We start from the raw sequence: 25,298 nt of genomic DNA on the forward strand, positions 1-25,298 counted from the left end.
CGCACAGCCTGCTCGCAGACCCGCTCGTTAGACTCGCAGCCGTCCGCGCGAGCCTCGCGACCCGTCCCCGCGACCCACGGGAGAACCCACGTGCCCATCGTCGTCCAGAAGTATGGCGGCTCCTCGCTCGCCGACGCCGAGAGCATCAAGCGGGTCGCCCGACGCATCGCCGAGACGCGCAAGGCCGGCAACGACGTCGTCGTCGCCGTGTCCGCCATGGGGGACTCGACCGACGAGCTGCTCGACCTCGCCCAGGAGGTCAGCCCCATCCCGCCGCCGCGTGAGCTCGACATGCTCATGACCGCGGGGGAGCGGATCAGCATGGCGCTCGTCGCGATGGCGATCCATGACCTGGGCATCAGCGCGCGCTCGTTCACCGGCAGCCAGGCCGGCGTCATCACCGACGAGTCGCACGGCAAGGCCAAGATCATCGACGTCACCCCGGGCCGCATCACCGAAGCGCTCGGCAAGGGTCACGTCGTCATCGTCGCCGGCTTCCAGGGCGTGAGCCAGACGACGAAGGAGATCACCACCCTCGGCCGCGGCGGCACCGACACGACCGCCGTCGCGCTCGCGGCCGCCCTCAAGGCCGACGTGTGCGAGATCTACACCGACGTCGACGGCGTCTTCACGGCCGACCCGCGCATCGTCCCCAAGGCCCGCAAGATCGACCGCATCTCCGCCGAGGAGATGCTCGAGCTCGCGGCGAGCGGCTCCAAGGTGCTGCACCTGCGCAGCGTCGAGTACGCCCGCCGCTACGACATCCCGATCCACGTCCGGTCCTCCTTCACGCCGAAGGAGGGCACGATCGTCACCGACCAGCCCGGCCCCACCCAGCAGGGCCTCGAAGGAGAAGCCGTGGAAGCCCCGATCATCGCCGGCGTCGCGCACGACCGCAGCGAAGCCAAGATCACCGTCGTCGGCGTCCCGGACACCAAGGGCAAGGCGGCCCAGATCTTCCAGGCCGTCGCGGCGTCCGAGGCCAACATCGACATGATCGTCCAGAACGTGTCGGCGACCGAGACCGGCCTCACCGACATCTCGTTCACGCTGCCCAAGACCGACGGCCAGGGTGCGATGGAGGCGCTGCAGGCGATCCAGGAGCAGGTCGGGTTCAGCGGCCTGCAGTACGACGACCAGATCGGCAAGCTCTCCCTCGTCGGTGCCGGCATGCGCTCCAACCCGGGCGTCTCGGCGACGTTCTTCGAGGCGCTCGCCGAGGCGGGCGTCAACATCGAGATGATCTCCACTTCGGAGATCCGGATCTCGGTCGTGACCCGCAGCGAGCTCCTTGACGAGGCGGTGCGTGCCGTGCACTCCGCGTTCGGGCTCGACTCCGAGGACGGCGAGGCCGTCGTGTATGCCGGCACCGGGCGCTGACGGTGCGGCTCACCGAGCGCTGCGGCCGGGTCTGAGGCCGCCGGGATGGCTGCCGTGACGGGTTCGGCCGCGCCGACGCTCGCGATCGTCGGGGCGACCGGGGCCGTCGGCACCGTCGTGCGCGACGTGCTGCCGATCCGGCGGCACATCTGGGGCGACGTCCGGCTCGCGGCCGGCCCTGAGGACGTGGGATCGGTGCACCGGGTCGCGGGTGAGGACCTCACGGTCGAGGCCCTGACACCGGACTTCTTCGACGGTGTCGACGTCGCGGTCGTCGACATCCCGCCCGACATCTCCGCTCAGTGGGCCGGCGTGGCGGTGGAGCGAGGCGCCGTCGTCATCGACAACAGCCCGACGTTCCGCCGCGACCCGCAGGTCCCTCTCGTCGTCCCGGAGATCAACCCCGAGGCCGTGCGCGAGCGGAGCAAGGGCATCATCGCCAACCCCGGTGCGACGGTCATGACGATGATCGACGTGTTGGCTGTCCTGCACCGGCAGTGGCAGCTCACCGAGCTCGTCGTGACGAGCTTCCAGGCGGCGTCCGGCCTCGGCCGCGCCGGGATGACCCGGTTGCGCGACGAGATGGAGGTCGTCGGCGCGGACCGCGAGCTCGGCATGCGTCCGGGGGATGTGCGTCGTGCCATCGAGCACGAGCTCGGGCCGTCGATGTTCGGCGGACCGCTGGCGCTCAACGTGCTGCCCTTCGCGGGCAGCCACGTCGGCGACGGGTGGAGCTCGGAGGAGTCCAAGATCCGCCAGGAGACCCGCAAGATCCTCGGCATGCCGGAGCTGCGCGTCTCGGCGACGTGTGTGCGGGTCCCGGTCATCTCGGCCCACTCGGTGTCGGTGCACGCGACCTTCGCCCGGTCCATCCCGGTCGAGAAGGCCCGGCAGGCCCTCGTCGAGGCGCCGGCCGTGGTCGTCATGGACGACCCGGAGCACGGCGAGTTCCCGACGCCGGTGGACATGGTCGGGGCCGACCCGCGGTTCGTGGGTCGCATGCGTCAGGCCATCGACTTCCCACGCACCCTCGACCTCTTCGTCGTGGGCGACAACTTGCGCAAGGGTGCCGCGCTCAACATGATCCAGACCGCCGAGCTGGTGGCCGAGACACTCTGACGTCTCGTGGGCGCTGCTGACGCCCCCGCCCAGCCGACGCTCCGGGCGTCCTGCGGGTCCGTCGCTCCGGGAGCTCTGCGGTCACGGCGCCGTCTCGCGTGATGGCGCCGTGACCGGGCGGTCAACAACGCGTCACCGGCACGTGTGATGATGCGGTCAACGCTCGGGGTGGAGCGGCTCCGCGGTCTCGGTCCGGTGACGATCCGGGCGTGTTACTCGTGTGACTCATGTGACTCGTGGTGCAATAGAGGTGCGGTTGTGGGACCGCACGTGCTGGACCGACGACAGGAACCGAGGAGGGATCGTGATCCGTTCGTGGCGCTCGAAGCGTCAGCGCACGCACGAGCAGGAGCTGGCCGAGCGACGCGCTCAGGACCTCTCCGCACTTCCGGTGCGCGCCGCGGGGGCGGCGCGCGGCATCGCCAAGAAGAGTGTCGAGGCGACGCGTGAGACCGTGCACGAGCAGCTCCTCGAGCGCGCCAAGGCGCAGGAGGCCCTCAGCGACGACCAGATCTGGCGCCGCTACCAGGTCCGCCACCTCGTCCTCTTCGTCACCATCCCCGCAGTCCTCGTGGGCACGGCAGGCATCGCCACGGCATACGGCACCGGACTCATGAGCCACGAGGCGCCTGCGCCGAAGTGCCAGCCGGTCAAGGTGCCTGCGCCGCCCGCGGGCTCCTTCTCCATCGTCGTCATGAACGCGTCGGGCCAGAACGGCGCGGCGACCGATGTGGGGCGCGACCTCACCCGTCGCGGCTTCAAGGTCACGAGCATGGAGACCGCCCCGCGCAGCCTCTACGTCAAGGCCCCGGTCAAGATCTTCCACGGCAAGAACGGTCTCGACCAGGCCCTCCTCGCCGCCCAGACGATCGCGGGCGCCGAGCTCGCCTACGACGGCCGCAAGGGCACGGACATCTCGTTCGTCCTCGGCGCGGACTTCACGAAGATGCTCCCGGCACCCCCGCCCAAGCCCCCGAAGCTCAACGAGTTCACCGTCAACGTCTACAACGCGACGTGGAAGCCCGGGCTCGCCACCGACACCCTCGCCGAGCTCAAGAAGCGCGGGTTCAAGGTCGGCAAGTCGGGCAACGACCCGGACAAGTCGTTCCTGCCCAAGGACACCGCCGTCATCCGCTACGGCCAGGACGCCGACCTCGCGGCCAAGCTCGTCGCGAAGCACTTCCCCGGTGCCCGGCTCGACCAGGTCAGCCGCGACAACATGACGATCGACGTCGTCCTCGGCAACAACTTCGAGACGCTCGTGCCCGTCGCCGACGTGCCCAAGCCGCCGCCCGTGCGCAAGGACCCGCCGCCCACCGTGATGCGCCCCTGCGACTGAGTCGTCGTCTGCCGACCGGCTGCGGTCGGTGACCGTGTTCACGTATGCCGGCCGGCCGGCATACGAACACCGCGTCCACGACGCGGGCGGTGCTGGGTGTGTCGCCCGTCACACTGGTTGACTTGGGGGCATGGCCGTCCAGACCGTTGCCCTGCTCACCGCCGGGGGCCTCGCGCCCTGCCTCTCCGCCGCCGTCGGCGGGCTCATCGAGCGCTACACCGAGATCGCGCCCGACGTGCGGATCATCGCCTACGAGAGCGGGTATGCCGGCCTGCTCACCGGCCGCTCGATCGAGGTCACCCCGGAGGTGCGTGAGGGAGCAGCGCTTCTGCTCAGGTTCGGCGGCTCGCCGATCGGGAACAGCCGGGTCAAGCTGACCAACGTCGCCGACGCCGTGAAGCGCGGCCTCGTGCAGGAGGGCCAGGACCCGCTGCACGTCGCGGCCGAGCAGCTCACCGCCGACGGTGTCGACGTCCTGCACACCATCGGTGGCGACGACACGAACACCACGGCAGCCGACCTCGCGGCATACCTCGCCGAGAACGACTACCCGCTCACCGTCGTCGGTCTGCCGAAAACGATCGACAACGACGTCGTACCGATCCGGCAGTCGCTCGGCGCGTGGACGGCGGCCGAGCAGGGCGCACTGTTTGCCCGGAACGTCCTCGCCGAGCACTCCTCCAACCCGCGGATGCTCATCATCCACGAGGTCATGGGCCGGCACTGCGGCTGGCTCACCGCCGAGACCGCGCGCCGCCACCACGCCTGGGTGGGGGAGCAGCAGTGGCTGCCCGGGATCGGGCTCGACTCGCGTCGCTGGGACGTGCATGCGGTCTATGTGCCCGAGGCGGCGATCGACCTCGCGGCCGAGGGGGAGCGGCTGCGTGGGGTCATGGACGAGATCGGCTGCGTCAACATCTTCCTGTCCGAGGGCGCCGGCGTGAGCGAGGTCGTCGCCGAGATGGAGGCGGCCGGGCTCGAGGTGCCGGTCGACCCGTTCGGCCATGTCCAGCTCGACAAGGTCAACCCGGGTGCGTGGTTCGGGCGGCAGTTCGCCGAGCGGCTCGGCGCCGAGAAGGTCATGGTGCAGAAGTCGGGCTACTTCTCGCGGTCGGCTGCGGCCGGGCCGGAGGACCTCGAGCTCATCCGGCGCTGCACCGACCACGCCGTCGACGCGGCGCTGCGCGGTGAGTCCGGTGTCGTCGGCGAGGACGAGGAGCGCGGCGACGAGCTGCGGGTCATCGAGTTCCCGCGGATCGCCGGCGGCAAGGCATTCGATGTGTCCGTGCCCTGGTTCACCGAGCTCAAGGCCTCGCTCGGCCAGCCCTGAGCTGGTTGGCGTATGCCGGCCGGTCCAGGTCGAGCTGCACCATCCCGCTCGAGTTGTCCCAAGCGTGGTGACTCGTCCTTCCCGTGGCGAGTCGTCCCTCCATCAGGGGACGACTCAGGCATGAAGGGACGACTCACCATGTGTCGGGTGACGTGAGCCGCGGTGGCAGCGGTGCGGTGGGCCCGTGAGGAGGCGCGGGTGTCGGTCCCGGTTCCTAGCGTGCGTGGTCAGTCCAGACCGACGATGCAGAGGAGCAACCATGATCCTGCCCGCAGAGACCGCCTTCATGGACCAACAGCGTGCATGGCTGCGTGACACCGTCCGACGCTGCGGGGTGGCCCTCACCTACGTGTCCGATGACGAATGTGAGTGCTGCCGTGCCGTTCCGCAGAGCCGGGCGGCGCAGCGCGCGGACGGCACGAAGCAGAAGGCGTCCGAACGGTTCGGCTACACCACCGGACTGCACGGCATCGGACACCCCGAGCTGGTCCTGTTCGGGCTCGATCGCCTGCCGACGAGCGGCTTGCTCAATGGCCTGGCACACGAGGTGTTCCACGGCGAGGTGTTCATGCCGGGCGAGGTGCGGAGGTTCGACGAGCTCGACGTCACCTTCCGCGTCGAGGAGATGCGCAACCCCCGTGCCCACGTTGTGGCGGCCAACGCGTTCTACGAGATGCCACGGGGCAGCTCGGTGCGTGCCTTCACAGTGCGCCCGCTCGCGGTCTGACCTCTCCCTCGGATGGTGACTTGTCCCTCCCGTGGTGAGTCGTCCCCACATGGAGGGACGACTCAGGCATGGAGGGACGACTCGCCACCGTCTGAGTGACAGGAGCCGCTGTCGCGTCCCGCCTCCTTCGTCGCCGGTGCGCTCCAGCTCCCAGCATGCTGTCCCCCAACTCGCGAGGGCCGCTGCTCGACGAAGTCGAACAACGGCCCTCACTGCGTCGGGGTGACAGGATTTGAACCTGCGACCTCTTCGTCCCGAACGAAGCGCGCTACCAAGCTGCGCCACACCCCGTGGCATGCCGCCCGCACCCGGAGGCGCAAGCGACACCCGAGGATAGCCGACGCTCACCCCGGTCCCGAAATCGGTTCCGCCGGTCGGTGAGAGCGGCCGACGTCAGCGCCCGACAAGGGTGAGTAGCGTCGCCTCCGGACGGCACGCGAACCGCACCGGCGCGAAGGGCGACGTGCCCAGACCGGCCGAGACGTGCAGGTATGCCGCGCCCTCCGGAGCGGGCCGGCCCACCTCGGAACCCGCTCCCGGCCACCACTTCGAGACACCCTTCGCGCGTCCGCGGTCGAGGTCGCAGTTCGTCACCAGAGCGCCCACCCCTGGCACGGCGAGCTGCCCACCGTGCGTGTGCCCCGCGAGCACGAGGTCGGCGCCGTCCGTGACCATCGCGTCGAGGACCCGCTGGTAGGGCGCGTGCACGAGACCCATCGTGAGCGCGACGTCCGACGCCGCGGGAGCCGACACCGCGGCATACCGGTCACGCTGGATGTGCGGGTCGTCGACGCCGACGAGCTCGACCCGGTGCTCACCCATCGTCACGGTCGTGCGGGCGTTGTCGAGGTCGGCCCACCCGCCGGCGCGCAGCCCGCTCACGAGCTCGCCGACCGGCAGGTCCACCCGTTCCCGCCGCGGAGCCCGGGCGTAGTGGCGGGTGAGGTAGCGGGCGGGGTTCTTCGGCACCGGCCCGTAGCGGTCGTTCGACCCGAGCACGAATGCCCCGGGGAACTGCATGAGCGGTTCCATCGCCCGCAACAGCGCCGGCACGGCATCGACGGCGGCGAGGTTGTCGCCGGAGTTGACGACGAAGTCCGGTGTGAGAGAGGCGAGCTCGCGCACCCACTCGATCTTGCGGCGCTGTCGGGGCACGAGGTGCAGGTCGCTCACCTGGAGCACTCGCACGGGCGCCGACCCGGGCGGCAGGACCGGCAGCGTCGCGGACCGCAGCGCGAACCAGTTCCGCTCGACCAGCCCGGCATACGCCACGCCGGCGACCCCCAGGCCCACGAGCCCACCGAGTCCGCGGGCCACGCCACCGAGAGTCGTCATCGGTCCAGTATCCCGGTTGACGCGGGGTGACAGACTGGGGGCCATGACCGACGCGACGCTCAAGGACCGGCTGCACACAGACCTCACCGACGCCATGCGCGCCCGGGACAAGGTCCGCTCCGGGACGCTGCGCATGACCCTCACCGCGATCACGAACGCCGAGGTCGCCGGTGACGAGGCCAAGGAGCTCACCGACGACGAGGTCCTCAAGGTCGTCGCCAAGGAGGCCAAGAAGCGCAAGGAGGCCGCGACGGCATACACCGAGGCAGGGCGCCCCGAGCTGGCCGAGAACGAGGAGGCCGAGCTGGCCGTCCTCGAGGGCTACCTGCCCAAGCAGCTCGACGACGCCGAGCTCGAGCAGATCGTCCGCGCCGCCGTGACGGAGACCGGCGCGACGGGTATGCCGCAGATGGGCCAGGTCATGAAGGTCGCCCAGGCGCAGATCGCCGGGCGCGCCGACGGTGGCCGGGTGGCCGCGATCGTCAAGAAGGTCCTCGTGGGCTGACGGCGCGAACCGCCTACCCACAACGCAGTGAGGGCCCCAGCCTCGTGGCTGGGGCCCTCACTGCGTTCCGGAGCGGCTACCTCTTGGTGGGCTTCGGCGGCTTCGGCTTGGGGCCGGGACCTGCCGTCGTGGGCTGCGGAATCGGCGTCGGCGCGACGGCCGTCGGCGACGGTGCTGCCGCCGTCGGGCGGGGCGCCTGCGTCCTCGGGCGCTGCTGGACGACGGGCTGGGAGTTGCCGTTCGAGATCTGCAGCGTCACCGTGGCGCCCTTCGCCTGGCGCCGGTCGGGGCTCGTCCCCGCGACCCGGCCCTCGCGGACGGTGCTGTCGACGCGACCGCCGACCTTCACCTTGAACCCGGCTGCCTCGAGCTTCTCCGTGGCGGTCGAGACGCTGTCACCGGTGACGTCGGGGATCGCCTGGTAGTTGCCGTTCTTGACCGCAGCGGACGGTTCGGTGAACTTGACCACCGGAAGGCCATTGGTCGCGGCCTTCATGATCTGCTCCCACACGGGCGCGGCCACCGTGCCACCGAAGACCTTGGCCTTGTAGCCGTACTCGTTGAAGGTCTTGCCATTGAGCGTGTACGGCTTGCCGCTCTTGTTGGCCACCTTGATGTTGCCGATCCACACCGAGGCCGCACGCTGCGGGGTGTAACCGACGAACCACGACTGGTTGTGGTTGTTCGTCGTCCCGGTCTTGCCGGCGGCCGGGCGGACCGAGAAGTCCCAGGACCCTTCGGCGGTGCCGCGGCGCTCCTTGAGCGGACCCTGGAGGAGCTGGTTCACGCCGTCGGCGATGTCGGGCCGGATGACCTGCTTGCAGGACGCCGGGGGGACCTTGATCTCCTTGCCATTCGCCGTCGTGATGGACGCGATCGGGCTCGGCTCGCAGTACTTGCCCCGGGCCGCGAGAGTCGCGTAGGAGGAGGCCATGGTGATCGGGGTGACCGTCGCCGCGCCGAGAGCCACGGAGGGGATGGCCTGGTCGACGGGCTTCCCGCTGCCCTCGTGGACGCCCATGCGGGTCATCGTCTCGTGCACCTTGCAGGCGCCGAGGTCGATGGTCAGCTGCGCGAAGGCGGTGTTGATGGACTCCGTCGTCATCTGGTAGAGCGACATGCGGCCACCGCTGCGGTAGTCGTTGCCGACCCGCCAGCCCTCAGGACCGGTGCCGCACTTGTCCTTCATCTCGCTGTTGTAGAAGGTGTACGGGTCGTCGGGGCTCGCCGACGGTGCGTTGACCGTCGCGTCGAGCGGCATCCCGGATTCCAGCGCCGTGACGAGCGCGTAGGTCTTGGCCGTCGAGCCGATCTGGTAGCCGTACTGGCTGCCGCCGTACTTCTGGTCCGTGTTGAGGTTGAGCTCGCTGTCACCGAAGTCGGTGGCCTGGGCCATGGCGAGGACCTTGCCCGTCCCGGGCTCGATGATCGTCGAGGCGGCGCCGAGGTTGCTCTTGTTGCCGATCTTGACGGCCCTGGTCAGCTCCTTGAGCGTCGCGGCCTGCAGCTTCATGTCCAGCGTCGTCCGGATCGTCAGCCCGCCCTGGTTGATGTTCTTCAGGCGCTCCTGCGGGGTCTTGCCGAGGATCGCCATCTGCGGCGACACCTCGAGGTAGCGCATCATGTAGGCGCAGAAGTACGGCTCGCTCGAGCGCTGGCAGACGCCCTTGGGCGGCTTGCGGTTGCCGAGCATGTCCTGGACCTTGACCTTCTTCGCTGCGGCGACCTCCTTGGCCGAGGCCATGCCGAGGGCCTGCATCCGGTCGAGGACGGTGTTGCGGCGGGCCTCGGCCTGCTTGGGGTTGAGGACGGGGTTGTATGCCGTGGGCTGCTGCACGATCCCGGCGAGCAGCGCCGACTGCACGAGGGTGAGCTTGGCGGCAGGGACGCCGAAGTAGTTCTGGGCGGCCGCTTCGACACCGTAGGCGCGGTCGCCGTAGTAGACGAGGTTGAGGTAGCCGGTGAGGATCTGGTCCTTGGTGAAGTTGCGCTCGACGTCGAGGGCGTACTTCAGCTCCTGCAGCTTGCGGGTGTAGGTCTTCGCGACCGCCGCCTGAGCGGCCTCCTCGTCGTCACGGCGCAGGGCGTTCTCCTGCATCGTGATCTTGACGTACTGCTGCGTGAGCGTCGACGCGCCCTGGACGTCACCGCTCTGGAAGTTCGACACGACGGCACGGGTGAAGCCGCGGACGTCGAGGCCGCCGTGCTCGTAGAAGCGGGAGTCCTCGATGGCGATCTGCGCCTTCTGCATCCACGGGGAGATCGACTTCAGCGGGACGACGATGCGGTTCTCGTCGTAGGGGTTCGCGATGAGCTGCTTGCCGCTGGAGTCAACGATCTTGCTCTGCTGGGCGAGCGGGGAGATGGCGAACTCGCTCGGGAGGTCGTTGAAGGCCTTGACGCTGCTGTTCGCGACGCTGCCGCCGGCGCCGATGGCCGGGATGGCGAGCCCGGCCATGAGCAGGCCCATGAGCACACCGAGGACGACGAGTCCCATGAGCAGACGCAGCACATGGGACAGGTTCTGGGCACGACCTTCCATGCAGGCAGGGTAACGCGGGAATCTGTGCGGGCAGGGACGCCGCGACGGCGACCGGAGGCGGGTCGGGAGTGAACCGCGCGCCGCGCGGGACAGCATACCTAGTCAAAGAACTAGTTATTTCGAACCCCCTGACTAGTCCCCAAATTCGTCATGGTGGGAGTTTCTGCCGCTGCCTAGTTTGACGTGAGCGCCGTTCGGGAGGGAACGGCCCTACTCAAGGAAGAGCGCATGACGATCACCATCGCACCGGACACCGAGTCGCACACCTCCGACTGGTCCACCCGCGGAACCTGCGTCGGCACCGACCCCGACGCCCTCTTCGTCCAGGGCAAGGAGCAGCGCGCCGCCAAGGTCGTCTGCCGAGGGTGCCCCGTCGCGCTCGAGTGCCTCGCCGACGCGCTCGACAACCGCACCGAGTTCGGTGTGTGGGGCGGCATGACCGAGCGCGAGCGCCGGGCCCTGCTGCGCCGTCACCCCGACATCCGGTCCTGGCGCCCGGTCCTCGACCGCACCATGGCCGCCGCGCGCGACTGACCCTGCCGTATGCCGGGTCAGCCGGCGAGCAGTCGACCCACCTCGCGCAGACCGTCGAGGTCGTGGACGTCGGTCGCCGAGGCGGCGACGGACGTCATCGGCACCTCGGGGTGCGACGCGGCGAACCGTGACACCACGGCCGACTGGCGTGCCGCGACCTCGGCGAGGTCGGTGTGCAGCCGGAGCAGGCCGGCGGTGAGCGAGTCCCCGGCACCGTCCTCCTCGAGCTGGTCCGCGGCGTCCTCCGCACGCGAGGCCGACAGCGCAGCCGCACCGAGCGGCTGGAGACGGTTCACGACGAGCCCGGCGAGCGGCATACGCTCCTCACCCAGGCGATCGACGAAGTAGGCCGCCTCGCGCAGGGCGTCGCGGTCCGGGGACGCGACGACGACGAACGACGTCGAGTCCTCCTTGAGCAGCGCATAGGTGACGTCGGCGCGCTCGCGGAACCCGCCGAACATCGTGTCGAGCGCGGCGACGAAGGTCTGCACGTCCTGGAGCATCTGCCCGCCGAGGACCCGGCTCAGGGTCTTCTGGGCGAGGTCGACCCCGAGGCTGAACACCTTGAACCCTGCGCGCCCACCGGCCTTTGCCGGCGCCATGAGCAGGCGCACGAAACGCCCGTCGAGGAACGAGCCGAGCCGCTTCGGGGCGTCGAGGAAGTCGAGCGCCGACCGCGACGGTGGGGTGTCGACGACGATGAGGTCCCACGTGCCGTCACGTTCGGCCTGGGTGCGGAGCTGGCCGAGCTTCTCCATCGCCATGTACTCCTGCGTGCCCGCGAAGGAGCTCGACACCGCCTGGTAGAAGGGGTTGGCGAGGATCTGCGCGGCCTTGTCTGGCGTGGCGTGGGCCTCGACGACCTCGTCGAAGGTCCGCTTCATGTCGAGCATCATCGCGTCGAGGGACCCGCCCTTGCTCGTGTCGACACCGGCCACGGGGCGGGGCGTGTTGTCCAGCTCGGTGAGGCCGAGGGACTGGGCGAGCCGGCGGGCCGGGTCGATGGTGAGGACGACGACACGGCGCCCGGCCTCAGCGGCGCGGATGCCGAGCGCCGCTGCCGTCGTCGTCTTGCCGACACCACCGGCGCCGCAGCAGACGATGATGCCGACACCCTCGTCGGCGAGGAGGGCGTCCACGTCGAGCCGGGCGTGGTCGGCCTTCGCGGTCCTGGCGGTCTTGGTGGCGCGGGCCATCAGCGCACCCCCTGCTCGAGCAGCTCCTCGGCGAGCACGGCGATGCCGCCGTCCTCGACGCCACCGGCGAGGGCCGGCAGTTCGACGACCGGCGGTCCGGCGTCGGCGATCTCGGCGGCCATGTCGTCCTGGAGGGCGAGGCGCTGCGCGTGGGCGCGACCCTCCGCGAGGAGCCCGGTCACCATGGGGTTCGTCGGGCGGAGACCGGCCGCGGCGAGCTCGGTGCGCAGCTGCTCGTCGAGGGCGGCGTCATCGGTGGTCGCGAGGACCGCGACATCCTCGGGGGAGAGGTGCGGCTCGCGGACCTGGTTGACGACGATCGCACCGAGGTGGAGGCCGGCGGCCTCGAGGTCGCGCAGGCCGTCGAGGCTCTCCTGGACCGGCATCTCCTCGAGCAGCGTCACCATGTGCACGACGGTGGAGCGCTGCTTCAGCATGCGGGTGATGGCGTCGGCTTGGTTCTTGATCGGGCCCACCTTCGCGACCCCGGCGACCTCGGCGTTGACATTGAGGAAGCGCACCGCGCGACCGGTGGGCGGCGCGTCGAGGACGACCGCGTCATACAGCTGCTCGGTCGGGGCACCGCTGCCGCGGGAGCCGCGGCCGCCCTTGGGGCGCCCCACCGCCTCGTAGACCTTGCCGATGAGGAGGACGTCGCGCACGCCCGGTGCGATCGTCGTGGCGAAGTCGATGGCGCCGACCTTCTCGAGGGCACCGCCGGCACGGCCGAGCTTGTAGAACAGCTGGAGGTACTCGAGGAGGGCCGCCTTGGCGTCGACCGAGAGTCCCCAGAGCTCGCCCCCGCTCGGGTGCGCGACGAGGCGGGTCTCGTCGGTGCCGAGGGGCGGGACGTCGAACGTCTGCGACAGGCCCTGACGGCCCTCGACCTCGACGAGGAGGACCCGCTTGCCCGTGCTCGTGAGCGCGAGCGCGAGGGCCGCGGCGACGGTCGTCTTGCCGACTCCACCCTTGCCGGTCACGACGTGCAGCCGGGCGCCGGTGAGGTCGGCGAGGGGTGGCTGGGGCACGTGCTCCAGCCTACGGGTGGGCGGGTGCGTGGCCGACCGGCAGTGGGCGGGACCACGGTCCCGGCACAGGCCCTAGGGTGTGGGCATGCAGAAGTGGGAGTACGCGACCGTTCCGCTCATGATCCACGCGACGAAGCAGATCCTCGACCAGTGGGGGGAGGACGGCTGGGAGCTCGTGCAGGTCGTCCCCGGCCCCGACGGCAACGGACTCGTCGCCTACCTCAAGCGTCCGAAGGGGGCCTGAGCCGTGGGTGCCGTCGAGGACCGCCTCGCCGAGCTGGGCCTGTCGGTGCCCGAGGTCGCGGCGCCGGTCGCGGTCTACGTGCCCGCCGTCGTCGACGGATCGCGCGTGTTCACCTCCGGGCAGCTGCCGATGGTGTCGGGCCAGCTCGCCGAGACCGGCAAGGTCGGGGAGGGCGACGGGTTCGTCTCGCCCGAACGCGCGAAGGAGCTCGCGCAGATCTGCGCGCTCAACGCCATCGCCGCGGTGAAATCCGTTGTGGGAGACCTGGATCGGGTCGAGCGCGTCGTCAAGGTCGTGGGTTTCGTCGCGTCCGACCCGTCGTTCACCGGCCAGCCCGGCGTCGTCAACGGCGCGAGCGAGTTGCTCGGTGCGGCCTTCGGTGACGCGGGCGTGCACGCCCGGTCCGCGGTGGGGGTGTCGGTGCTGCCGCTCGACGCGCCCGTCGAGGTCGAGATCATCGTCCACGTCGCCGACTGAACCGTCCCGATCTCACCCAATTGGACGGATCCGTCCCGATCTCACCCAATTGGTCGGTTAGGGACACGACGAGGAGATTCCGGTATGCCGTTGCGCGAGTTCGAGGCGCCCCGCTCCGAGGCGTGGGTCGCCAACGCGCGGGCCTGGCTCGCGTCGCCGGGTGAGCCGCTGGTGCCGCGCGGCGCCGCGACCGTCATGGTGGTGCGCGACTCCGCCGACGGTCCGATGGTGTTCGTGCAGCGGCGGGTGGCGTCGATGGCGTTCGCCCCGTCGATGTACGTCTTCCCCGGGGGCGGGGTCGACGACGCCGACGCCTCGGCCGAGCTGGACGGCACGGCAGTCGCGGCGCTGGCCGAGCGCATGGCACTGGGGCCCAGCGAGGCACAACCATTGGTGGCAGCGGCTGTTCGCGAGGTCGAGGAGGAGTGCGGGCTGCGCCTGTCCGCGGGCGAGCTCGTGCCACGGGCCCACTGGGTCACCCCGCCGTTCGAGAAGCGCCGCTACGACACGTGGTTCTTCGCCGCGGCTCTCCCCGAGGGGCAGTCGGCGCTCGGCGACTCCGGCGAGACCGACCACGACGCGTGGGTGCTCCCGGCACGTCTCCTCACGGCATACGCCGAAGGACGGGCGGTCATGCTGCCCCCGACGGTGGTCATGCTCGAACAGCTGGCGACGTTCGGGTCGGTGGCGGAGTTCCTCGCCGACGAGCCATCGCTCGCCGTTGTGTCACCGGAGCTCGTCGACCTCGGCGACCGGCTCGTCATGCGTTCCAACATCCCCTGAGCACGCCGCGCCGAGGGTGCCGGCCCGACGGACGTGCAATGGACGGGCAATGGCATGGCCGAGGCTGTGGCCTGTGCTCAGCCATGGTCGTCTCCGCCGACTGGCCGCACCAGTTGCACGTCCGTGGGTCCGCGTCGGCCCGTCACGGGGTGGCAGGGTGGGGGCATGGCTGGCGACGAGTGGCATGGAGGGCAGATCACGACGCGGGCGCACTGCGTCCTCGCGCCCAACCCCGGGTCGATGACGCTCGACGGCACGAACACGTGGGTCCTCATCGAGCCCGGCAGCACCGAGGCCGTCGTCATCGACCCCGGCCCCCTCGACGAGGGCCACCTGAAGCGGGTATGCCGCGTGGTCGCCGACGCGGGGGCCCGCGTCACCGAGACGATCCTCACCCACGGCCACCACGACCACGCCGAGGCCGCGCCCCGGTTCGCCGAGCTCACCGGCAGCCGCATCCGGGCGCTCGGCCGCGGCCACGACGACCTCGGCGACGGCGACGTCGTCACCACGGGAGGCCTCGAGCTGCGGGTCGTCGCCACCCCGGGCCACACGAGCGACTCCCTCTCCTTCGCCCTCCCGTCCGACCACGCCCTGCTCACCGGCGACACGGTCCTCGGCCGCGGGACCACGGTGGTGGCGCACCCCGATGGCGAGCTCGCGGCATACCTCTCGTCGTTGGAACGCATCGCCGAGCTCACCGGCAACGGCGAGGTGACCGGAATCCTCCCCGGCCACGGGCCGGCGCTCGGGGACGCGGCGGCGGTGGTGGCCTTCTACCGCACGCACCGGCAGGAGCGGCTCGAGCAGGTGCGGCAGGCGCTCGCGGACGGCGCCGCACAGGAAGCCGACCCCGTCGAAGGCGTGCTGACGCGGGTCTATGCCGACGTGCCGCAGGAGGTGTGGCCGGCGGCGCGGTTGAGCATCCGAGCCCAGCTCGACTACCTCGGTGTCAGCTGGTCCTGAGCAGAGTCAGCGCGCGCGGCGCTGCAGGCGTTCCATGTCCTGCACGAGGACGGCGCGGGCCTCGAGCTTGAGCCAGCCGCGGGTCGCGAAGTCGGCGAGCGCCTTGTTGACGGTCTCGCGGGAGGCGCCGACGAGCTGCGCGAGCTCCTCCTGGGTGAGGTCGTGGCTCACCATGACGCCACCCTCGACGGGGCGACCGAAGCGGCCGGCGAGGTCGATGAGCGCCTTGGCGACGCGGCCGGGGACATCGGTGAAGACGAGGTCGGCGAGCGACTCGTTGGTGCGGCGCAGTCGGCGGGCGAGTGCGGCGAGGAGGGTCGCGGCGACGCCCGGGCGCTCCGCGAGGAAGCTCTTGAGCTGGTCGTGGGTCAGGCCGACGACCTGCGTCTCCGCGACGGCGGTCGCGGTCGCGGTGCGCGGGCCGGGGTCGAAGAGGCTGAGCTCGCCGAACATCTCACCCGGGCCGAGGATCGCGAGGAGGTTCTCCCGACCGTCGGCGGAGGAGCGGCCGAGCTTGATCTTGCCCTCGCCGATGACGTAGAGGCGGTCACCGCCTTCGCCCTCGTTGAAGAGCACGTCGCCGCGCTCCATGTGCTGGCGCGTCATCGACGCGATGAGGGAGCTCGCCGTCTCGTCATCGAGGGCGGCGAACAGGGGAGCTTTGCGCACGACGTCCAGATCCACGGGGTCAGTGTGCCATGAGCGCAAGTCAGGCGCTGGGCACGTCGGTGCCGCGACGTAGGGTGGCGAGCGTGCCAGCTTCTTCCGAGGCGTATGCCGCAGAGTCGCCTGTCGCGCGGACGCGCCGGGCCCGCAAGATGTACCGAGCGCTCGTGGCGCGCTACCCGTATGCGCATGCGGAGCTCGACTTCGAGACACCGTTGCAGCTGCTCGTCGCGACGGTGCTCTCCGCGCAGACGACCGACGTGACGGTGAACAAGGTCACGCCCGGGCTGTTCGCGCGATGGCCGTCGGCGGCCGCACTGGCGTGGGCGGACCGCGCTGAGATGGAGGCGGTGCTCAAGCCGACCGGTTTCTTCCGCGCCAAGACCAACTCGGTCATCACGTTGTCGCAGGCGTTGGTGGAGCGGTTCGGCGGGGAGGTGCCGGGTCGGCTGCGCGACCTGGTGACGCTGCCCGGTGTGGGGCGCAAGACCGCGAATGTCGTGCTGGGCAACGCGTTCGACGTGCCGGGCATCACCGTCGACACGCACTTCGGGCGGCTCGTGCGGCGCTTCGGCTGGACCGAGGAGACCGACCCGGTCAAGGTCGAGCACGCCGTCGGGGCACTCTTTCCGCGCAAGGACTGGGTCATGCTCAGTCACGTCCTGATCTTCCACGGCCGCCGGACGTGCCACGCCAAGAAGCCGGCCTGCGGGGCGTGCCCGGTGTCGCGGTGGTGCCCGTCCTACGGGTTGGGGCCGACCGATCCGGCCGTGGCCAGGAAGCTGCTCAAGTTCGAGCTCGCGCCCGGCGTGACCGAGCTGCCGGACCCGCCGCCGGGACCGCTGCCCGACGAGGTGCGCGAGTGAGGGCACCCCGACCGGCGTGGCTCGACCGCGTCGTCGAGAACGCTGCTGGGCACGACCTGTCGCCGTTCTCGGAGTTCGTGCCGCCGAACGAGACCGAGCGGGCGTCGGCCGTGCTCATGCTCTTCGGGCCACGAGCGGCGAGCGAGGGCGGTGGGGAGGACGTCGTCCTGACCGCTCGGTCACGGGACCTGCGGGCCCACCCCGGGCAGGTGTCCTTCCCCGGCGGCCGGATCGATCCCGGTGACGCCGGACCCGTCGACGCGGCGCTGCGCGAGGCGCAGGAGGAGGTCGGGGTCGACCCGGCGAGCGTCGAGGTCGTCGGGACGCTGCCGGCGCTCTACATGGCGCCGACCGGCAACGCGGTCACGCCCGTGCTCGCGTGGTGGCCCGAGCCGGGACAGGTTCGCGTCGTCGACCCGGCCGAGGTCGAGCGGGTCGAGCGCGTGCCCGTGACCGAGCTCGTCGACCCGGGGCGGCGCTTCACCGTCGTGCACCCGGTGGGCTATCGCGGGGCCGGGTTCGAGGCCGGCGGGCTCTTCGTGTGGGGGTTCACCGCGCTGCTGCTCGGGACGGTCCTCGACCTCGGTGGGGTCGCCCGCGAGTGGGACGCGAGCGTCGAGCGGCCCATCCCGGAGGACGTCATGTCCGCATGGATGCGCGACGACTGATTGCCGGTTCCGTTCACCCCGCCCCGACTTATTGCCGGTTCCGTTCGCTCACACCCGCACGGAATCAGCAATAAGTCGGCATCAGTCGGGACTGATTGCTGGTTCCCGGCACCCGCGCCCGCACGGAATCGGCAATAAGTCGGCAGGGGGAGGTGTGCTGGCGCCTCAGGGCTTGAGGGTGGCGATGGTCTGCTCGGCCTCGGCGATGGCGCGCTTCGGGACCGGCTTGGCCTTCGAGAGAGCCTTCTTGCCCATGAGCCCCAGCACGGCCGCGACGAGGAACAGCACGAGCGTGACGATGAGGTAGCCGGCCCACAGCGGCAGCCAGATCGCGATGACCTGCGCGAGCGTGTGGAAAAGGAAGATCAGCCCGAGCAGCCCGAGGAACGCCGCGCCGCCGAGGAGCCCGGCGCCCTTGCCCATGACCTTGGCGCCGGAGGACACCTCCGCCTTGGCGAGGGCGATCTCGCTGCGGACGATGCCCTGCACGTCGTGCGTGGCGTCGGCGACGAGCTGGCCGACGGTCCGCTCGGGTCCGGTCTGGGTTGCCATGTGGTGTTCACCTTCGCAGGTCAGGGATCACGGTCTGCTCCCGACCTTACCGAGTGACCGCTCGCGGCGTGGGTGCGGCCGACCCGTGGTCGAGCCTCGGGCGGTCGCCCGTGGCCGCCCGTGGTCGCCCGTGGTCGAGCCGCGGGTGGCCGAGCGTGCCCGCCCCGAGCCAGCCGTCAGCGGGTGCCGTCGGTGTCCGACCGCTCCTGGAAGGCGTCGGGGATCCCGTCCTGGTCCTGGTCGACCTGGTCCTCGAGGTGGATCCGGCGGTAGACCGCGTTGCGGCGCCGCAGCACGAGCGAGGCGAGGACCGCGGCGAGCAGCGACCCACCGATGACCGCCAGCTTGGCGTGGTCGTCACGCTCCGAGCCCGCACCGAAGGCCAGCTCTCCGACGAGCAGCGAGACGGTGAACCCGATGCCGGTGAGCAGCGACAGGCCGATGATGTCGCTCCAGGTGCAGTCCTCGTCGAGCTCGGCCTTGGTGAACCGGGCGAGCAGGAACGTCGCGCCGAGCACACCGACGACCTTGCCGACGACGAGCCCGAGGACGATGCCGATGGCGACGGGGTCCCGCACCGCCTCACCGAACCCGCCGCCGATGACCGTGACGCCGGAGGCGAAGAACGCGAAGACCGGCACGGCGAACCCGGCCGACAGCGGCCGGAGCCGGTGCTCGAGCCGGTGGGCGACGTCGGCCTTGGCCGGCATCGTCGAGACGGCGGGGACGTGGTCACGCGGCTTGACCGGCACGGTGAGACCGAGCAGCACACCGGCGACGGTCGCGTGCACTCCCGACTCGTGGACGAGCCCCCACGTGAGCAGGCCGAGCGGGACGAGCAGCCACGGCACGACGATCCGCCGCTGCACGAGGAAGGCGAACACCCCGAGCGGCACGAGCGCGAGCAGCAGCGGCGTGAACGACACCTCGTCCGCGTAGAAGATCGCGATGATCGTGATGGCGATGAGGTCGTCGACGACCGCGAGCGTCAGCAGGAACGAACGCAGCCCCGACGGCAGGTGCGAGCCGATGACCGCGAGCACGGCCAGCGCGAACGCGATGTCGGTCGCGGTCGGGATCGCCCAGCCGCGCATCGCCTCGCCCCCGCTCTCGCCGGCGACGAAGATCGTCGCGGCGAAGATCAGCGCCGGGACCATGACGCCACCGGCGGCGGCGACGACGGGCACGGCCGCCTTGCGCGGGTTGCGCAGGTCGCCGACGAGGAACTCGCGCTTGAGCTCGAGGCCGGCGACGAAGAAGAAGAGTGCGAGCAGACCGTCCGCGGCCCACTGCCCGAGCGTGAGGTCGAGGTGCCACGGCTCGTAGCCGACCTTGAAGTCGCGCAGCGCGGCATACGACTCGCGGATCGGCGAGTTCGCCCAGACGAGGGCGACGATCGCGGCGACGAGCAGGATCGCGCCACCGACGGTCTCGGTGCGCAGGGCGCGCGCGACGAACTGCGCCTCCGTCCACGTGGGCCGGTTGAAGAGGCGGTCCTGCGGCGGGCGAACAGACATGGGGCCTTCCGGGGTCGTCAGGGGGACTGCCGACCAGACTTCCCGGCTCACCTGCAATCAATTCTACCGGCGGGGAACGGATGGTCGGTTCGCGTCTCCGGCACCTGGACCGGCCGCCGAACTGTGGGTGAACAGACGGCGGTATGCCGCGTGCGCGTCACCCGCGGTCCACCTCGCTTCGCGAGCATGGGGACATGGCGTACCCCTCGCAGGTCGGTCCGCTCGCCATCGCCCACCGGGGGGGGGCAGGGCTCGCGCCCGAGAACACCCTCGCGGCGTTCGCCCGCTCGACCGCGCTGGGGTTCCGCTACCTCGAGACCGACGTGCGGATCACCGCCGACGGGCAGCTCGCCTGCTTCCACGACGAGACGGTGAACCGGGTGACGTCGCGACGTGGCCCGGTGCGCGCCTTCACGATGGCCGAGCTGCGCCGGCTCGGCGTCGGCGGCGAGCCGGTCGTGACCCTGTCGGAGGCGCTCGAGGCGTTCCCCGACTCGCGGTTCACCGTCGACCTCAAGGAGGCCGCGGCGATCGAGCCGCTGGCGCGGGTCCTCGCCCGGCGCGACGTGGGTGAGCGGGTGTGTGTCGCCGGTGCCTGGGACGGGTGGCTGCGGCGGCTGCGCGAGCTGGCGCCACACGCGCACACGGCGCTCGGCTGGCGGTCGCTCACGACCCTCATCTCGTGTGCCCGGGTGGGCGTGCCGGCACCGCGCTGGGTGCGGACCGCCGAGTTCGCCCACGTGCCGGTGTCGCTCGGTCGCGTCCCCGTCTTCGTCGACCGCCTCGTCGACAAGGCGCACGCGCACGGCATACGGGTCATCGTCTGGACGGTCGACGAGCCAGTCTTGATGGGCAGACTCCTCGGCGCGGGCGTCGATGGCATCATCACCGATCGTCCGGATGTGTTGCGGGAGAGCTGGATTCAGCGCGGCATCTGGCAGCCGATGCCGAACCGGCCGAGCGCGCCGACTGGCGTGGAGCTCGACCGGTCCGCCGACGGCAGGGTCAGGAGCGGACCCGCTCCGCGATGAGCAGGGTGAGCAGGGCTGCGCCAGCCATCGCGGCGCCGGCCCAGATCGTCGAGACGTAGCCGAGACCGGCCGCGATCGTCACGCCGCCGAGCCACGCGCCGAGGGCGTTGCCGACGTTGAAGGCGGCGATGTTCGCACCGCTCGCGAGAGTGGGCGCGGAGCCCGCGTTCGACATGATCCGCAGCTGCAGCCCGGGCACCGTGGCGAACCCGAACGCGCCCATGAGGACGAGTGCGAGCATCGTCAGCACCTGCGACTCGGCGGTGAGCGCGAACCCGACCATGACGACGGTCAAGGCGGCGAGCACGGTGATGAGGGTGCGCGGGACGGACCTGTTGGCGCCGCGACCGCCGAGGAGGTTGCCGACGAAGAGGCCGACGCCGAAGAGGATGAGCAGCCACGGCACCGCCCCACTCGAGAACCCGCTCACCTCGGTCAGCGTGAACGCGATGTAGGTGAACGCGCCGAACATGCCGCCGAAGCCGAGCACCGTCACGAGGAGCGAGAACCACACCTGCCGGTTCGCGAAGGCCGACAGCTCGTGCCGTATGCCGGCCGCCCACGTGCCGCGGTGGGTGCCGCTGCCGTCGGGGTCGCGGTCGTTGACCGAGGTCGGGACGAGGGCGGCGATGGCGGCGAGCGCGACGATGCCGATGCCGGTGATGGCCCAGAAGGTCGAGCGCCAGCCGAGCTGCTGCCCAAGGAGGGTGCCGAGCGGGACGCCGAGGACGTTGGCCGTCGTGAGCCCGGCGAACATCAGCGCGATGGCGCTCGCGGCGCGCTCCTTGGTGACCAGGCTCGCGGCGACGACCGAGCCGATGCCGAAAAAGGCGCCGTGACACAGGGCCGCGATGACGCGGCCGGTCATCATCACGGCATACGGCGTGCCGATCGCCGAGAGCAGGTTCCCGACGATGAAGAGCACCATGAGGCCGAGGAGGACCTGCTTGCGAGGGAGGCGAGAGGCCGCGAGGGTGAGGGCGACGCCGCCGACGGCGACGCTGAGGGCATAGCCGGAGATGAGCCAGCCTGCCGCGGTCTCGGTGACGGCGAAGTCGCGGGCGACCTCGGGGAGGAGGCCGGCGATGACGAACTCGGTGAGCCCGATGCCGAAGCCGCCGACGGCGAGGGCGAGCAGGCCCAGGGGAAGCCGGGAGCTGCGTGGGGCAAGGGGTGTGTCGGTGACGAGGTCCAGCTGCGGAGCCGACGTGGAGGCCACGTGCGCGTCCTTTCCTGACGAGATATAGCGCGTGTGCAACTACTGGTGAGACGTTAGTTGCACACGCGGGATATTGCAAAACGGCTAGGATGGGTCCATGGGTATCTCCGACGACGCGGTGCAGATCCGCGCTCAGGGCTGGCGGCGGCTCGCCGCGCTGCACCAGCTCGTCGAGTCCGAGCTCGAGCGAGCGCTGCAGGACCGGCACGACCTCTCGGTCGTCGAGTTCAGCGTCCTCGACTCGCTGTCGCGTCAGGACGGGTGGCACATGCGCATGTCCCAGCTCGCCCGCGCCGCGGCCCTGTCACCGAGCGCGTCGACGCGGCTCGTCAACCGGCTCGAGGACCGCGGCCTGCTGACCCGCATCCTCTGCGCCGACGACCGGCGCGGGATCTACACCGAGCTCACACCCGCGGGGAAGGCGCTCCTCAAGAAGGCCCGGCCCACCCACGACCGCGCCCTCGCCGACGCGGTGGCCAAGGCGAAGGACCAGCCCGAGCTGGCAGACCTCGCCGCCACCGTCCTGACCTAGGACCGCGACAGGTCAGGGCAGGCGGCGGCCGAGGATGAGCGCGTCGGGCGAGCTGTCGTCGAGCACCGTGAAACCCAACCGCTCGTAGAACCCGACGGCGCGTTCGTTGGCCCGGCCCACTCCCAAGTGCACCCCCGGCGACCCCGCCTCGGCGAGCTGGTCGAAGAGGTGCTCAAGCAGCCGGCGCCCCCACCCGCCGCCCTGCCAGCGCGGCAGCAGGTCGACGTGGAGGTGCGAAGGATGCTCTTGCACAACGTGATCCGCGGCCCTCGGCGGCTGGTGGATCAGCGCGACGAGGCGCTCGTCGCGGCTGCCGGCCCGCGCCGACCTCAGTGGGTAGCGCCGGCGCAGCACCGGCCACCACTCGCGCTCGCACCGCCTCTCGAACGCCCGCGTGTCGAGGGCGCCGATGACGTACCCCTCCGCCCCGGCTCCGTCGTCGAGGACGGTGGCCAGGGCGGGTTCGAAGGCGACATAGGGACCGACGTAGGCATCCCCGATGAGTCTCTGGACGGCATACAGACCGGTCGCATCGCGACCGCTGTCTCCCGTGCGCAGGCACACGTCGTACAACGCATCGAGGTCGCGAGCGGCATACGGCCGCAACGGGTTTCGCGCTTCGGTGGCGACGGGTCAGTCCTCCTTGCCGGAGCCCATGCCCTGCTGGATGAGGTTCATCACTGAGTCGTCGGCGAGGGTCGTGACGTCGCCGACCTCGCGGTTCTCGGCGACGTCCCGGAGCAGGCGGCGCATGATCTTGCCGGAGCGGGTCTTGGGCAGCTCGGGCACGACCATGATCTGGCGCGGCTTGGCGATCGGGCCGATCTCCTTGGCCACGTGGTTGCGCAGCTCCTGCACCGTCGCGTCTCCGTCGTCCTGGGCGCCACCGCGGAGGATGACGAACGCGACGACGGCCTGACCGGTCGTCTCGTCGGTCGCGCCGACGACCGCGGCCTCGGCCACCGACGGGTGCGACACGAGCGCCGACTCGATCTCGGCGGTCGAGAGGCGGTGGCCGGAGACGTTCATGACGTCGTCGACGCGGCCGAGCAGCCAGATGTTGCCCTTGTCGTCGTACTTCGCGCCGTCGCCGGCGAAGTAGTACTTGTCGCCGAACCGGCTCCAGTACGTCTCCTTGTAGCGCTCCGGGTCGCCCCAGATGCCGCGCAGCATCGACGGCCACGGCTTGGTGAGGACGAGGTAGCCGACGGCCTCGGGGTCGGTGAGCGGCTTGCCGTCGTCGTCGAGGATCTCGGCGCTGATGCCCGGGATGGGCTTCTGCGCCGAGCCGGGCTCGAGGGTCGTCACACCCGGCAGCGGGCTGATCATGATCGCGCCGGTCTCGGTCTGCCACCACGTGTCGACGATCGGCGCCGTGTCGTTGCCGATGTTCTTGCGGTACCAGAGCCACGCCTCGGGGTTGATCGGCTCACCGACGGACCCGAGGACACGGATCGAGGACAGGTCGTACTTCGCCGGGATGTCGGCGCCCCACTTCATGAATGTGCGGATCGCCGTCGGCGCGGTGTAGAGGATCGACACCTTGTACTTCTGCGCGATCTCCCACCAGCGGCCCTGGTGGGGCGTGTCCGGCGTGCCCTCGTAGAGCACCTGCGTCGCGCCGTTCGCGAGCGGCCCGTAGACGATGTAGGTGTGGCCGGTCACCCAGCCGATGTCGGCCGTGCACCAGTAGACGTCGGTCTCGGGGTGCACGTCGTGGACGACGGAGTTCGTGTAGGCCGCCTGGGTGAGGTAGCCGGCCGTCGTGTGGAAGATGCCCTTCGGCTTCCCCGTGGTGCCCGACGTGTAGAGGATGAAGAGCGGGTGCTCGGAGTCCATCGGCTCGGGCGTGTGCTCGGTGCTCTGCCGGTCGACGACGTCGCTCCACCAGACGTCGCGGCCCTCGGTCCAGTCGACGTCGGACTCGGTGCGCTTGACGACGAGGACCTTCTCGACGGGGGTCGCGTCGCCCGCGAGGGCCTCGTCGACGGCAGGCTTGAGCGGGGCCGCCTTGCCGCGCCGCCACTGCCCGTCGGCGGTGACGACGACCTTGGCCTCCGCGTCGTTGATCCGCGTGCGCAGCGCCTCGGCCGAGAAGCCGCCGAAGATGACGGAGTGCGGCGCGCCGAGCCGGGCGCACGCGAGCATCGTCGCGACGGCCTCGGGGATCATCGGCAGGTAGATCGCGACCCGGTCGCCCTTCTCGACGCCGAGCTCGGTGAGGGCGTTCGCCGCCTTGCACACGTCGTCCTTGAGCTGCGCGTAGGTGACCGTGCGGGTGTCGCCGCCCTCGCCCTCGAAGTGCAGCGCGACCCGGTCACCGTTGCCGGCCTCGACGTGCCGGTCGACGCAGTTGTATGCCGCGTTGAGCTGGCCACCGACGTACCACTTCGCGAACGGGGCCTCGCTCCAGTCGAGGGTCTGGTCGAAGTCCTTCGCCCAGGTGAGGCGCTCACGGGCCTGCTTCGCCCAGAACGCTTCCGGGTCGGCCTCGGCCTCGGCGTAGAGCGCCTCCGTGCCGTTGGCCTCGGCGGCGAGCTCGGGGCTCGGGGAGAGGTCGAGCTCGGCCAGGTGGCTGGAGAGGTTCTCGTCGGTCACGTCGGACTCCTGTCGTCCTCGTCGGGTGTCGGCTCCAGCCAACCGCCTTTGCGGGTGTGCTTCAACACCTCGGACGGGGTTTGTCGACCGGTGGCGGGTGTGCGTCGGCGGGCGGACGATCTCGTATGCCGGGTTGCGACGAGC

Annotated in this window: 25 protein-coding genes and 1 tRNA gene; 15 read left to right on the forward strand and 11 right to left on the reverse strand. The window is 70.7% G+C overall.

Annotated features, from left to right (window positions below):
- Positions 1-90 precede the first annotated feature (90 nt).
- The 5 genes from BCF74_RS07025 to BCF74_RS07045 all read left to right on the forward strand — a co-directional run bounded on the left by BCF74_RS07025 (position 91) and on the right by BCF74_RS07045 (position 5,895).
- Positions 91-1,380 (forward strand): aspartate kinase, encoded by a 1,290-nt coding sequence (locus tag BCF74_RS07025; RefSeq protein WP_106297244.1) that lies wholly within the window; start codon positions 91-93, stop codon positions 1,378-1,380.
- Between the two features lie 45 nt (positions 1,381-1,425).
- Complete coding sequence (locus tag BCF74_RS07030) at positions 1,426-2,499, forward strand: aspartate-semialdehyde dehydrogenase (RefSeq protein ID WP_106297245.1); 1,074 nt, start codon at positions 1,426-1,428, stop codon at positions 2,497-2,499.
- 304 nt (positions 2,500-2,803) lie between these two features.
- Positions 2,804-3,838 (forward strand): LytR C-terminal domain-containing protein, encoded by a 1,035-nt coding sequence (locus BCF74_RS07035; protein ID WP_106297246.1) that lies wholly within the window; start codon positions 2,804-2,806, stop codon positions 3,836-3,838.
- A gap of 130 nt (positions 3,839-3,968) precedes the next feature.
- The gene (locus BCF74_RS07040) at positions 3,969-5,168 is read left to right on the forward strand and encodes a pyrophosphate--fructose-6-phosphate 1-phosphotransferase (RefSeq protein WP_106297247.1); all 1,200 of its coding nucleotides are present in this window, start codon (positions 3,969-3,971) and stop codon (positions 5,166-5,168) included.
- A 259-nt stretch (positions 5,169-5,427) separates the two neighbouring features.
- Positions 5,428-5,895 carry a DUF4262 domain-containing protein gene (locus BCF74_RS07045; protein WP_218279214.1) on the forward strand — a complete coding sequence of 156 codons (468 nt, stop codon included), beginning with the start codon at positions 5,428-5,430 and terminating at the stop codon, positions 5,893-5,895.
- 217 nt (positions 5,896-6,112) lie between these two features.
- Here BCF74_RS07045 and BCF74_RS07050 read toward each other — a convergent pair.
- Together BCF74_RS07050 and BCF74_RS07055 are read right to left on the reverse strand one after the other, a co-directional pair.
- Positions 6,113-6,186, reverse strand: a tRNA-Pro gene (locus tag BCF74_RS07050).
- A 102-nt stretch (positions 6,187-6,288) separates the two neighbouring features.
- Positions 6,289-7,230 (reverse strand): metallophosphoesterase, encoded by a 942-nt coding sequence (locus BCF74_RS07055; RefSeq protein ID WP_106297248.1) that lies wholly within the window; start codon positions 7,228-7,230, stop codon positions 6,289-6,291.
- 43 nt (positions 7,231-7,273) lie between these two features.
- Between BCF74_RS07055 and BCF74_RS07060 the strand changes: the two genes are divergently transcribed.
- Positions 7,274-7,735, forward strand: a complete 462-nt coding sequence (locus BCF74_RS07060) for a GatB/YqeY domain-containing protein (protein ID WP_106297249.1) — start codon at positions 7,274-7,276, stop codon at positions 7,733-7,735.
- 76 nt (positions 7,736-7,811) lie between these two features.
- Here the strand turns inward: BCF74_RS07060 and BCF74_RS07065 are convergent, their stop codons facing one another.
- Positions 7,812-10,277 (reverse strand): penicillin-binding protein, encoded by a 2,466-nt coding sequence (locus BCF74_RS07065; protein ID WP_106297250.1) that lies wholly within the window; start codon positions 10,275-10,277, stop codon positions 7,812-7,814.
- 228 nt (positions 10,278-10,505) lie between these two features.
- Between BCF74_RS07065 and BCF74_RS07070 the strand changes: the two genes are divergently transcribed.
- Positions 10,506-10,811, forward strand: a complete 306-nt coding sequence (locus BCF74_RS07070) for a WhiB family transcriptional regulator (RefSeq protein ID WP_106297251.1) — start codon at positions 10,506-10,508, stop codon at positions 10,809-10,811.
- Positions 10,812-10,828: 17 nt separating this feature from the next.
- Here the strand turns inward: BCF74_RS07070 and bagB are convergent, their stop codons facing one another.
- Positions 10,829-12,007: an ArsA family ATPase gene (gene bagB, locus BCF74_RS07075; protein ID WP_106297252.1), complete on the reverse strand. Its 1,179-nt coding sequence runs from the start codon at positions 12,005-12,007 to the stop codon at positions 10,829-10,831.
- A complete protein-coding gene (bagA, locus tag BCF74_RS07080) occupies positions 12,007-13,035 on the reverse strand; it encodes an ATPase BagA (RefSeq protein ID WP_106297253.1) in 1,029 nt (342 codons plus the stop codon). The genes bagB and bagA overlap by 1 nt, the downstream gene beginning before the upstream one ends.
- Before the next feature lie 85 nt (positions 13,036-13,120).
- Here bagA and sp36 point away from each other — a divergent pair, with 85 nt between their 5' ends.
- From sp36 to BCF74_RS07095, 4 genes are all read left to right on the forward strand, one after another.
- On the forward strand, positions 13,121-13,279 hold the full coding sequence (sp36, locus tag BCF74_RS17065; RefSeq protein WP_146132895.1) for a Sp36 family protein: 159 nt from the start codon (positions 13,121-13,123) through the stop codon (positions 13,277-13,279).
- Between the two features lie 3 nt (positions 13,280-13,282).
- The gene (locus BCF74_RS07085; RefSeq protein WP_106297254.1) at positions 13,283-13,756 is read left to right on the forward strand and encodes a RidA family protein; all 474 of its coding nucleotides are present in this window, start codon (positions 13,283-13,285) and stop codon (positions 13,754-13,756) included.
- 84 nt (positions 13,757-13,840) lie between these two features.
- On the forward strand, positions 13,841-14,539 hold the full coding sequence (locus BCF74_RS07090) for an NUDIX hydrolase (protein ID WP_106297255.1): 699 nt from the start codon (positions 13,841-13,843) through the stop codon (positions 14,537-14,539).
- 165 nt (positions 14,540-14,704) lie between these two features.
- A complete protein-coding gene (locus BCF74_RS07095) occupies positions 14,705-15,505 on the forward strand; it encodes an MBL fold metallo-hydrolase (RefSeq protein WP_106297256.1) in 801 nt (266 codons plus the stop codon).
- A 6-nt stretch (positions 15,506-15,511) separates the two neighbouring features.
- Here the strand turns inward: BCF74_RS07095 and BCF74_RS07100 are convergent, their stop codons facing one another.
- Positions 15,512-16,189, reverse strand: a complete 678-nt coding sequence (locus BCF74_RS07100; protein ID WP_106297257.1) for a Crp/Fnr family transcriptional regulator — start codon at positions 16,187-16,189, stop codon at positions 15,512-15,514.
- A 134-nt stretch (positions 16,190-16,323) separates the two neighbouring features.
- Here BCF74_RS07100 and nth point away from each other — a divergent pair, with 134 nt between their 5' ends.
- Positions 16,324-17,037: an endonuclease III gene (gene nth, locus BCF74_RS07105; RefSeq protein ID WP_245889264.1), complete on the forward strand. Its 714-nt coding sequence runs from the start codon at positions 16,324-16,326 to the stop codon at positions 17,035-17,037.
- On the forward strand, positions 17,034-17,705 hold the full coding sequence (locus tag BCF74_RS07110) for an NUDIX hydrolase (protein ID WP_245889257.1): 672 nt from the start codon (positions 17,034-17,036) through the stop codon (positions 17,703-17,705). Before nth ends, BCF74_RS07110 begins: the two co-directional genes overlap by 4 nt.
- 165 nt (positions 17,706-17,870) lie before the next feature.
- On the opposite strand, the gene BCF74_RS07115 is transcribed toward BCF74_RS07110, so the two are convergent.
- Complete coding sequence (locus BCF74_RS07115) at positions 17,871-18,257, reverse strand: phage holin family protein (RefSeq protein ID WP_106297259.1); 387 nt, start codon at positions 18,255-18,257, stop codon at positions 17,871-17,873.
- A 176-nt stretch (positions 18,258-18,433) separates the two neighbouring features.
- The gene (gene nhaA, locus BCF74_RS07120) at positions 18,434-19,774 is read right to left on the reverse strand and encodes a Na+/H+ antiporter NhaA (RefSeq protein WP_106297260.1); all 1,341 of its coding nucleotides are present in this window, start codon (positions 19,772-19,774) and stop codon (positions 18,434-18,436) included.
- A gap of 194 nt (positions 19,775-19,968) precedes the next feature.
- On the opposite strand from nhaA, the gene BCF74_RS07125 reads away from it, so the two are divergent.
- Positions 19,969-20,805, forward strand: a complete 837-nt coding sequence (locus BCF74_RS07125) for a glycerophosphodiester phosphodiesterase family protein (protein WP_106297261.1) — start codon at positions 19,969-19,971, stop codon at positions 20,803-20,805.
- Here the strand turns inward: BCF74_RS07125 and BCF74_RS07130 are convergent.
- Positions 20,780-22,000 (reverse strand): MFS transporter, encoded by a 1,221-nt coding sequence (locus BCF74_RS07130; protein ID WP_106297319.1) that lies wholly within the window; start codon positions 21,998-22,000, stop codon positions 20,780-20,782. The two genes, BCF74_RS07125 and BCF74_RS07130, sit on opposite strands and share 26 nt — an antisense overlap.
- A gap of 121 nt (positions 22,001-22,121) precedes the next feature.
- On the opposite strand from BCF74_RS07130, the gene BCF74_RS07135 reads away from it, so the two are divergent.
- Positions 22,122-22,556 carry a MarR family winged helix-turn-helix transcriptional regulator gene (locus BCF74_RS07135; RefSeq protein WP_106297262.1) on the forward strand — a complete coding sequence of 145 codons (435 nt, stop codon included), beginning with the start codon at positions 22,122-22,124 and terminating at the stop codon, positions 22,554-22,556.
- A gap of 12 nt (positions 22,557-22,568) precedes the next feature.
- On the opposite strand, the gene BCF74_RS07140 is transcribed toward BCF74_RS07135, so the two are convergent.
- On the reverse strand, positions 22,569-23,120 hold the full coding sequence (locus BCF74_RS07140; RefSeq protein WP_245889258.1) for a GNAT family N-acetyltransferase: 552 nt from the start codon (positions 23,118-23,120) through the stop codon (positions 22,569-22,571).
- A gap of 69 nt (positions 23,121-23,189) precedes the next feature.
- Positions 23,190-25,154, reverse strand: coding sequence for an acetate--CoA ligase (gene acs, locus BCF74_RS07145; protein ID WP_106297264.1), 1,965 nt, complete (start codon positions 25,152-25,154; stop codon positions 23,190-23,192).
- Between the last annotated feature and the right edge of the window lie 144 nt (positions 25,155-25,298).

This window comes from Knoellia remsis (assembly GCF_003002895.1).
Classification (GTDB): Bacteria; Actinomycetota; Actinomycetes; order Actinomycetales; family Dermatophilaceae; genus Knoellia; species Knoellia remsis.

Coding starts and splice junctions, on each gene's coding strand:
- BCF74_RS07030 (WP_106297245.1), top strand. CDS start 1,426: ATGGCTGCCGTGACGGGTTCGGCCGCGCCGACGCTCGCGATCGTCGGG.
- BCF74_RS07040 (WP_106297247.1), top strand. CDS start 3,969: ATGGCCGTCCAGACCGTTGCCCTGCTCACCGCCGGGGGCCTCGCGCCC.
- BCF74_RS07045 (WP_218279214.1), top strand. CDS start 5,428: ATGATCCTGCCCGCAGAGACCGCCTTCATGGACCAACAGCGTGCATGG.
- BCF74_RS07055 (WP_106297248.1), bottom strand. CDS start 7,230: ATGACGACTCTCGGTGGCGTGGCCCGCGGACTCGGTGGGCTCGTGGGC.
- BCF74_RS07060 (WP_106297249.1), top strand. CDS start 7,274: ATGACCGACGCGACGCTCAAGGACCGGCTGCACACAGACCTCACCGAC.
- BCF74_RS07065 (WP_106297250.1), bottom strand. CDS start 10,277: ATGGAAGGTCGTGCCCAGAACCTGTCCCATGTGCTGCGTCTGCTCATG.
- BCF74_RS07070 (WP_106297251.1), top strand. CDS start 10,506: ATGACGATCACCATCGCACCGGACACCGAGTCGCACACCTCCGACTGG.
- bagB (WP_106297252.1), bottom strand. CDS start 12,007: ATGGCCCGCGCCACCAAGACCGCCAGGACCGCGAAGGCCGACCACGCC.
- sp36 (WP_146132895.1), top strand. CDS start 13,121: ATGCAGAAGTGGGAGTACGCGACCGTTCCGCTCATGATCCACGCGACG.
- BCF74_RS07090 (WP_106297255.1), top strand. CDS start 13,841: ATGCCGTTGCGCGAGTTCGAGGCGCCCCGCTCCGAGGCGTGGGTCGCC.
- BCF74_RS07095 (WP_106297256.1), top strand. CDS start 14,705: ATGGCTGGCGACGAGTGGCATGGAGGGCAGATCACGACGCGGGCGCAC.
- nth (WP_245889264.1), top strand. CDS start 16,324: ATGTACCGAGCGCTCGTGGCGCGCTACCCGTATGCGCATGCGGAGCTC.
- BCF74_RS07115 (WP_106297259.1), bottom strand. CDS start 18,257: ATGGCAACCCAGACCGGACCCGAGCGGACCGTCGGCCAGCTCGTCGCC.
- nhaA (WP_106297260.1), bottom strand. CDS start 19,774: ATGTCTGTTCGCCCGCCGCAGGACCGCCTCTTCAACCGGCCCACGTGG.
- BCF74_RS07125 (WP_106297261.1), top strand. CDS start 19,969: ATGGCGTACCCCTCGCAGGTCGGTCCGCTCGCCATCGCCCACCGGGGG.
- BCF74_RS07135 (WP_106297262.1), top strand. CDS start 22,122: ATGGGTATCTCCGACGACGCGGTGCAGATCCGCGCTCAGGGCTGGCGG.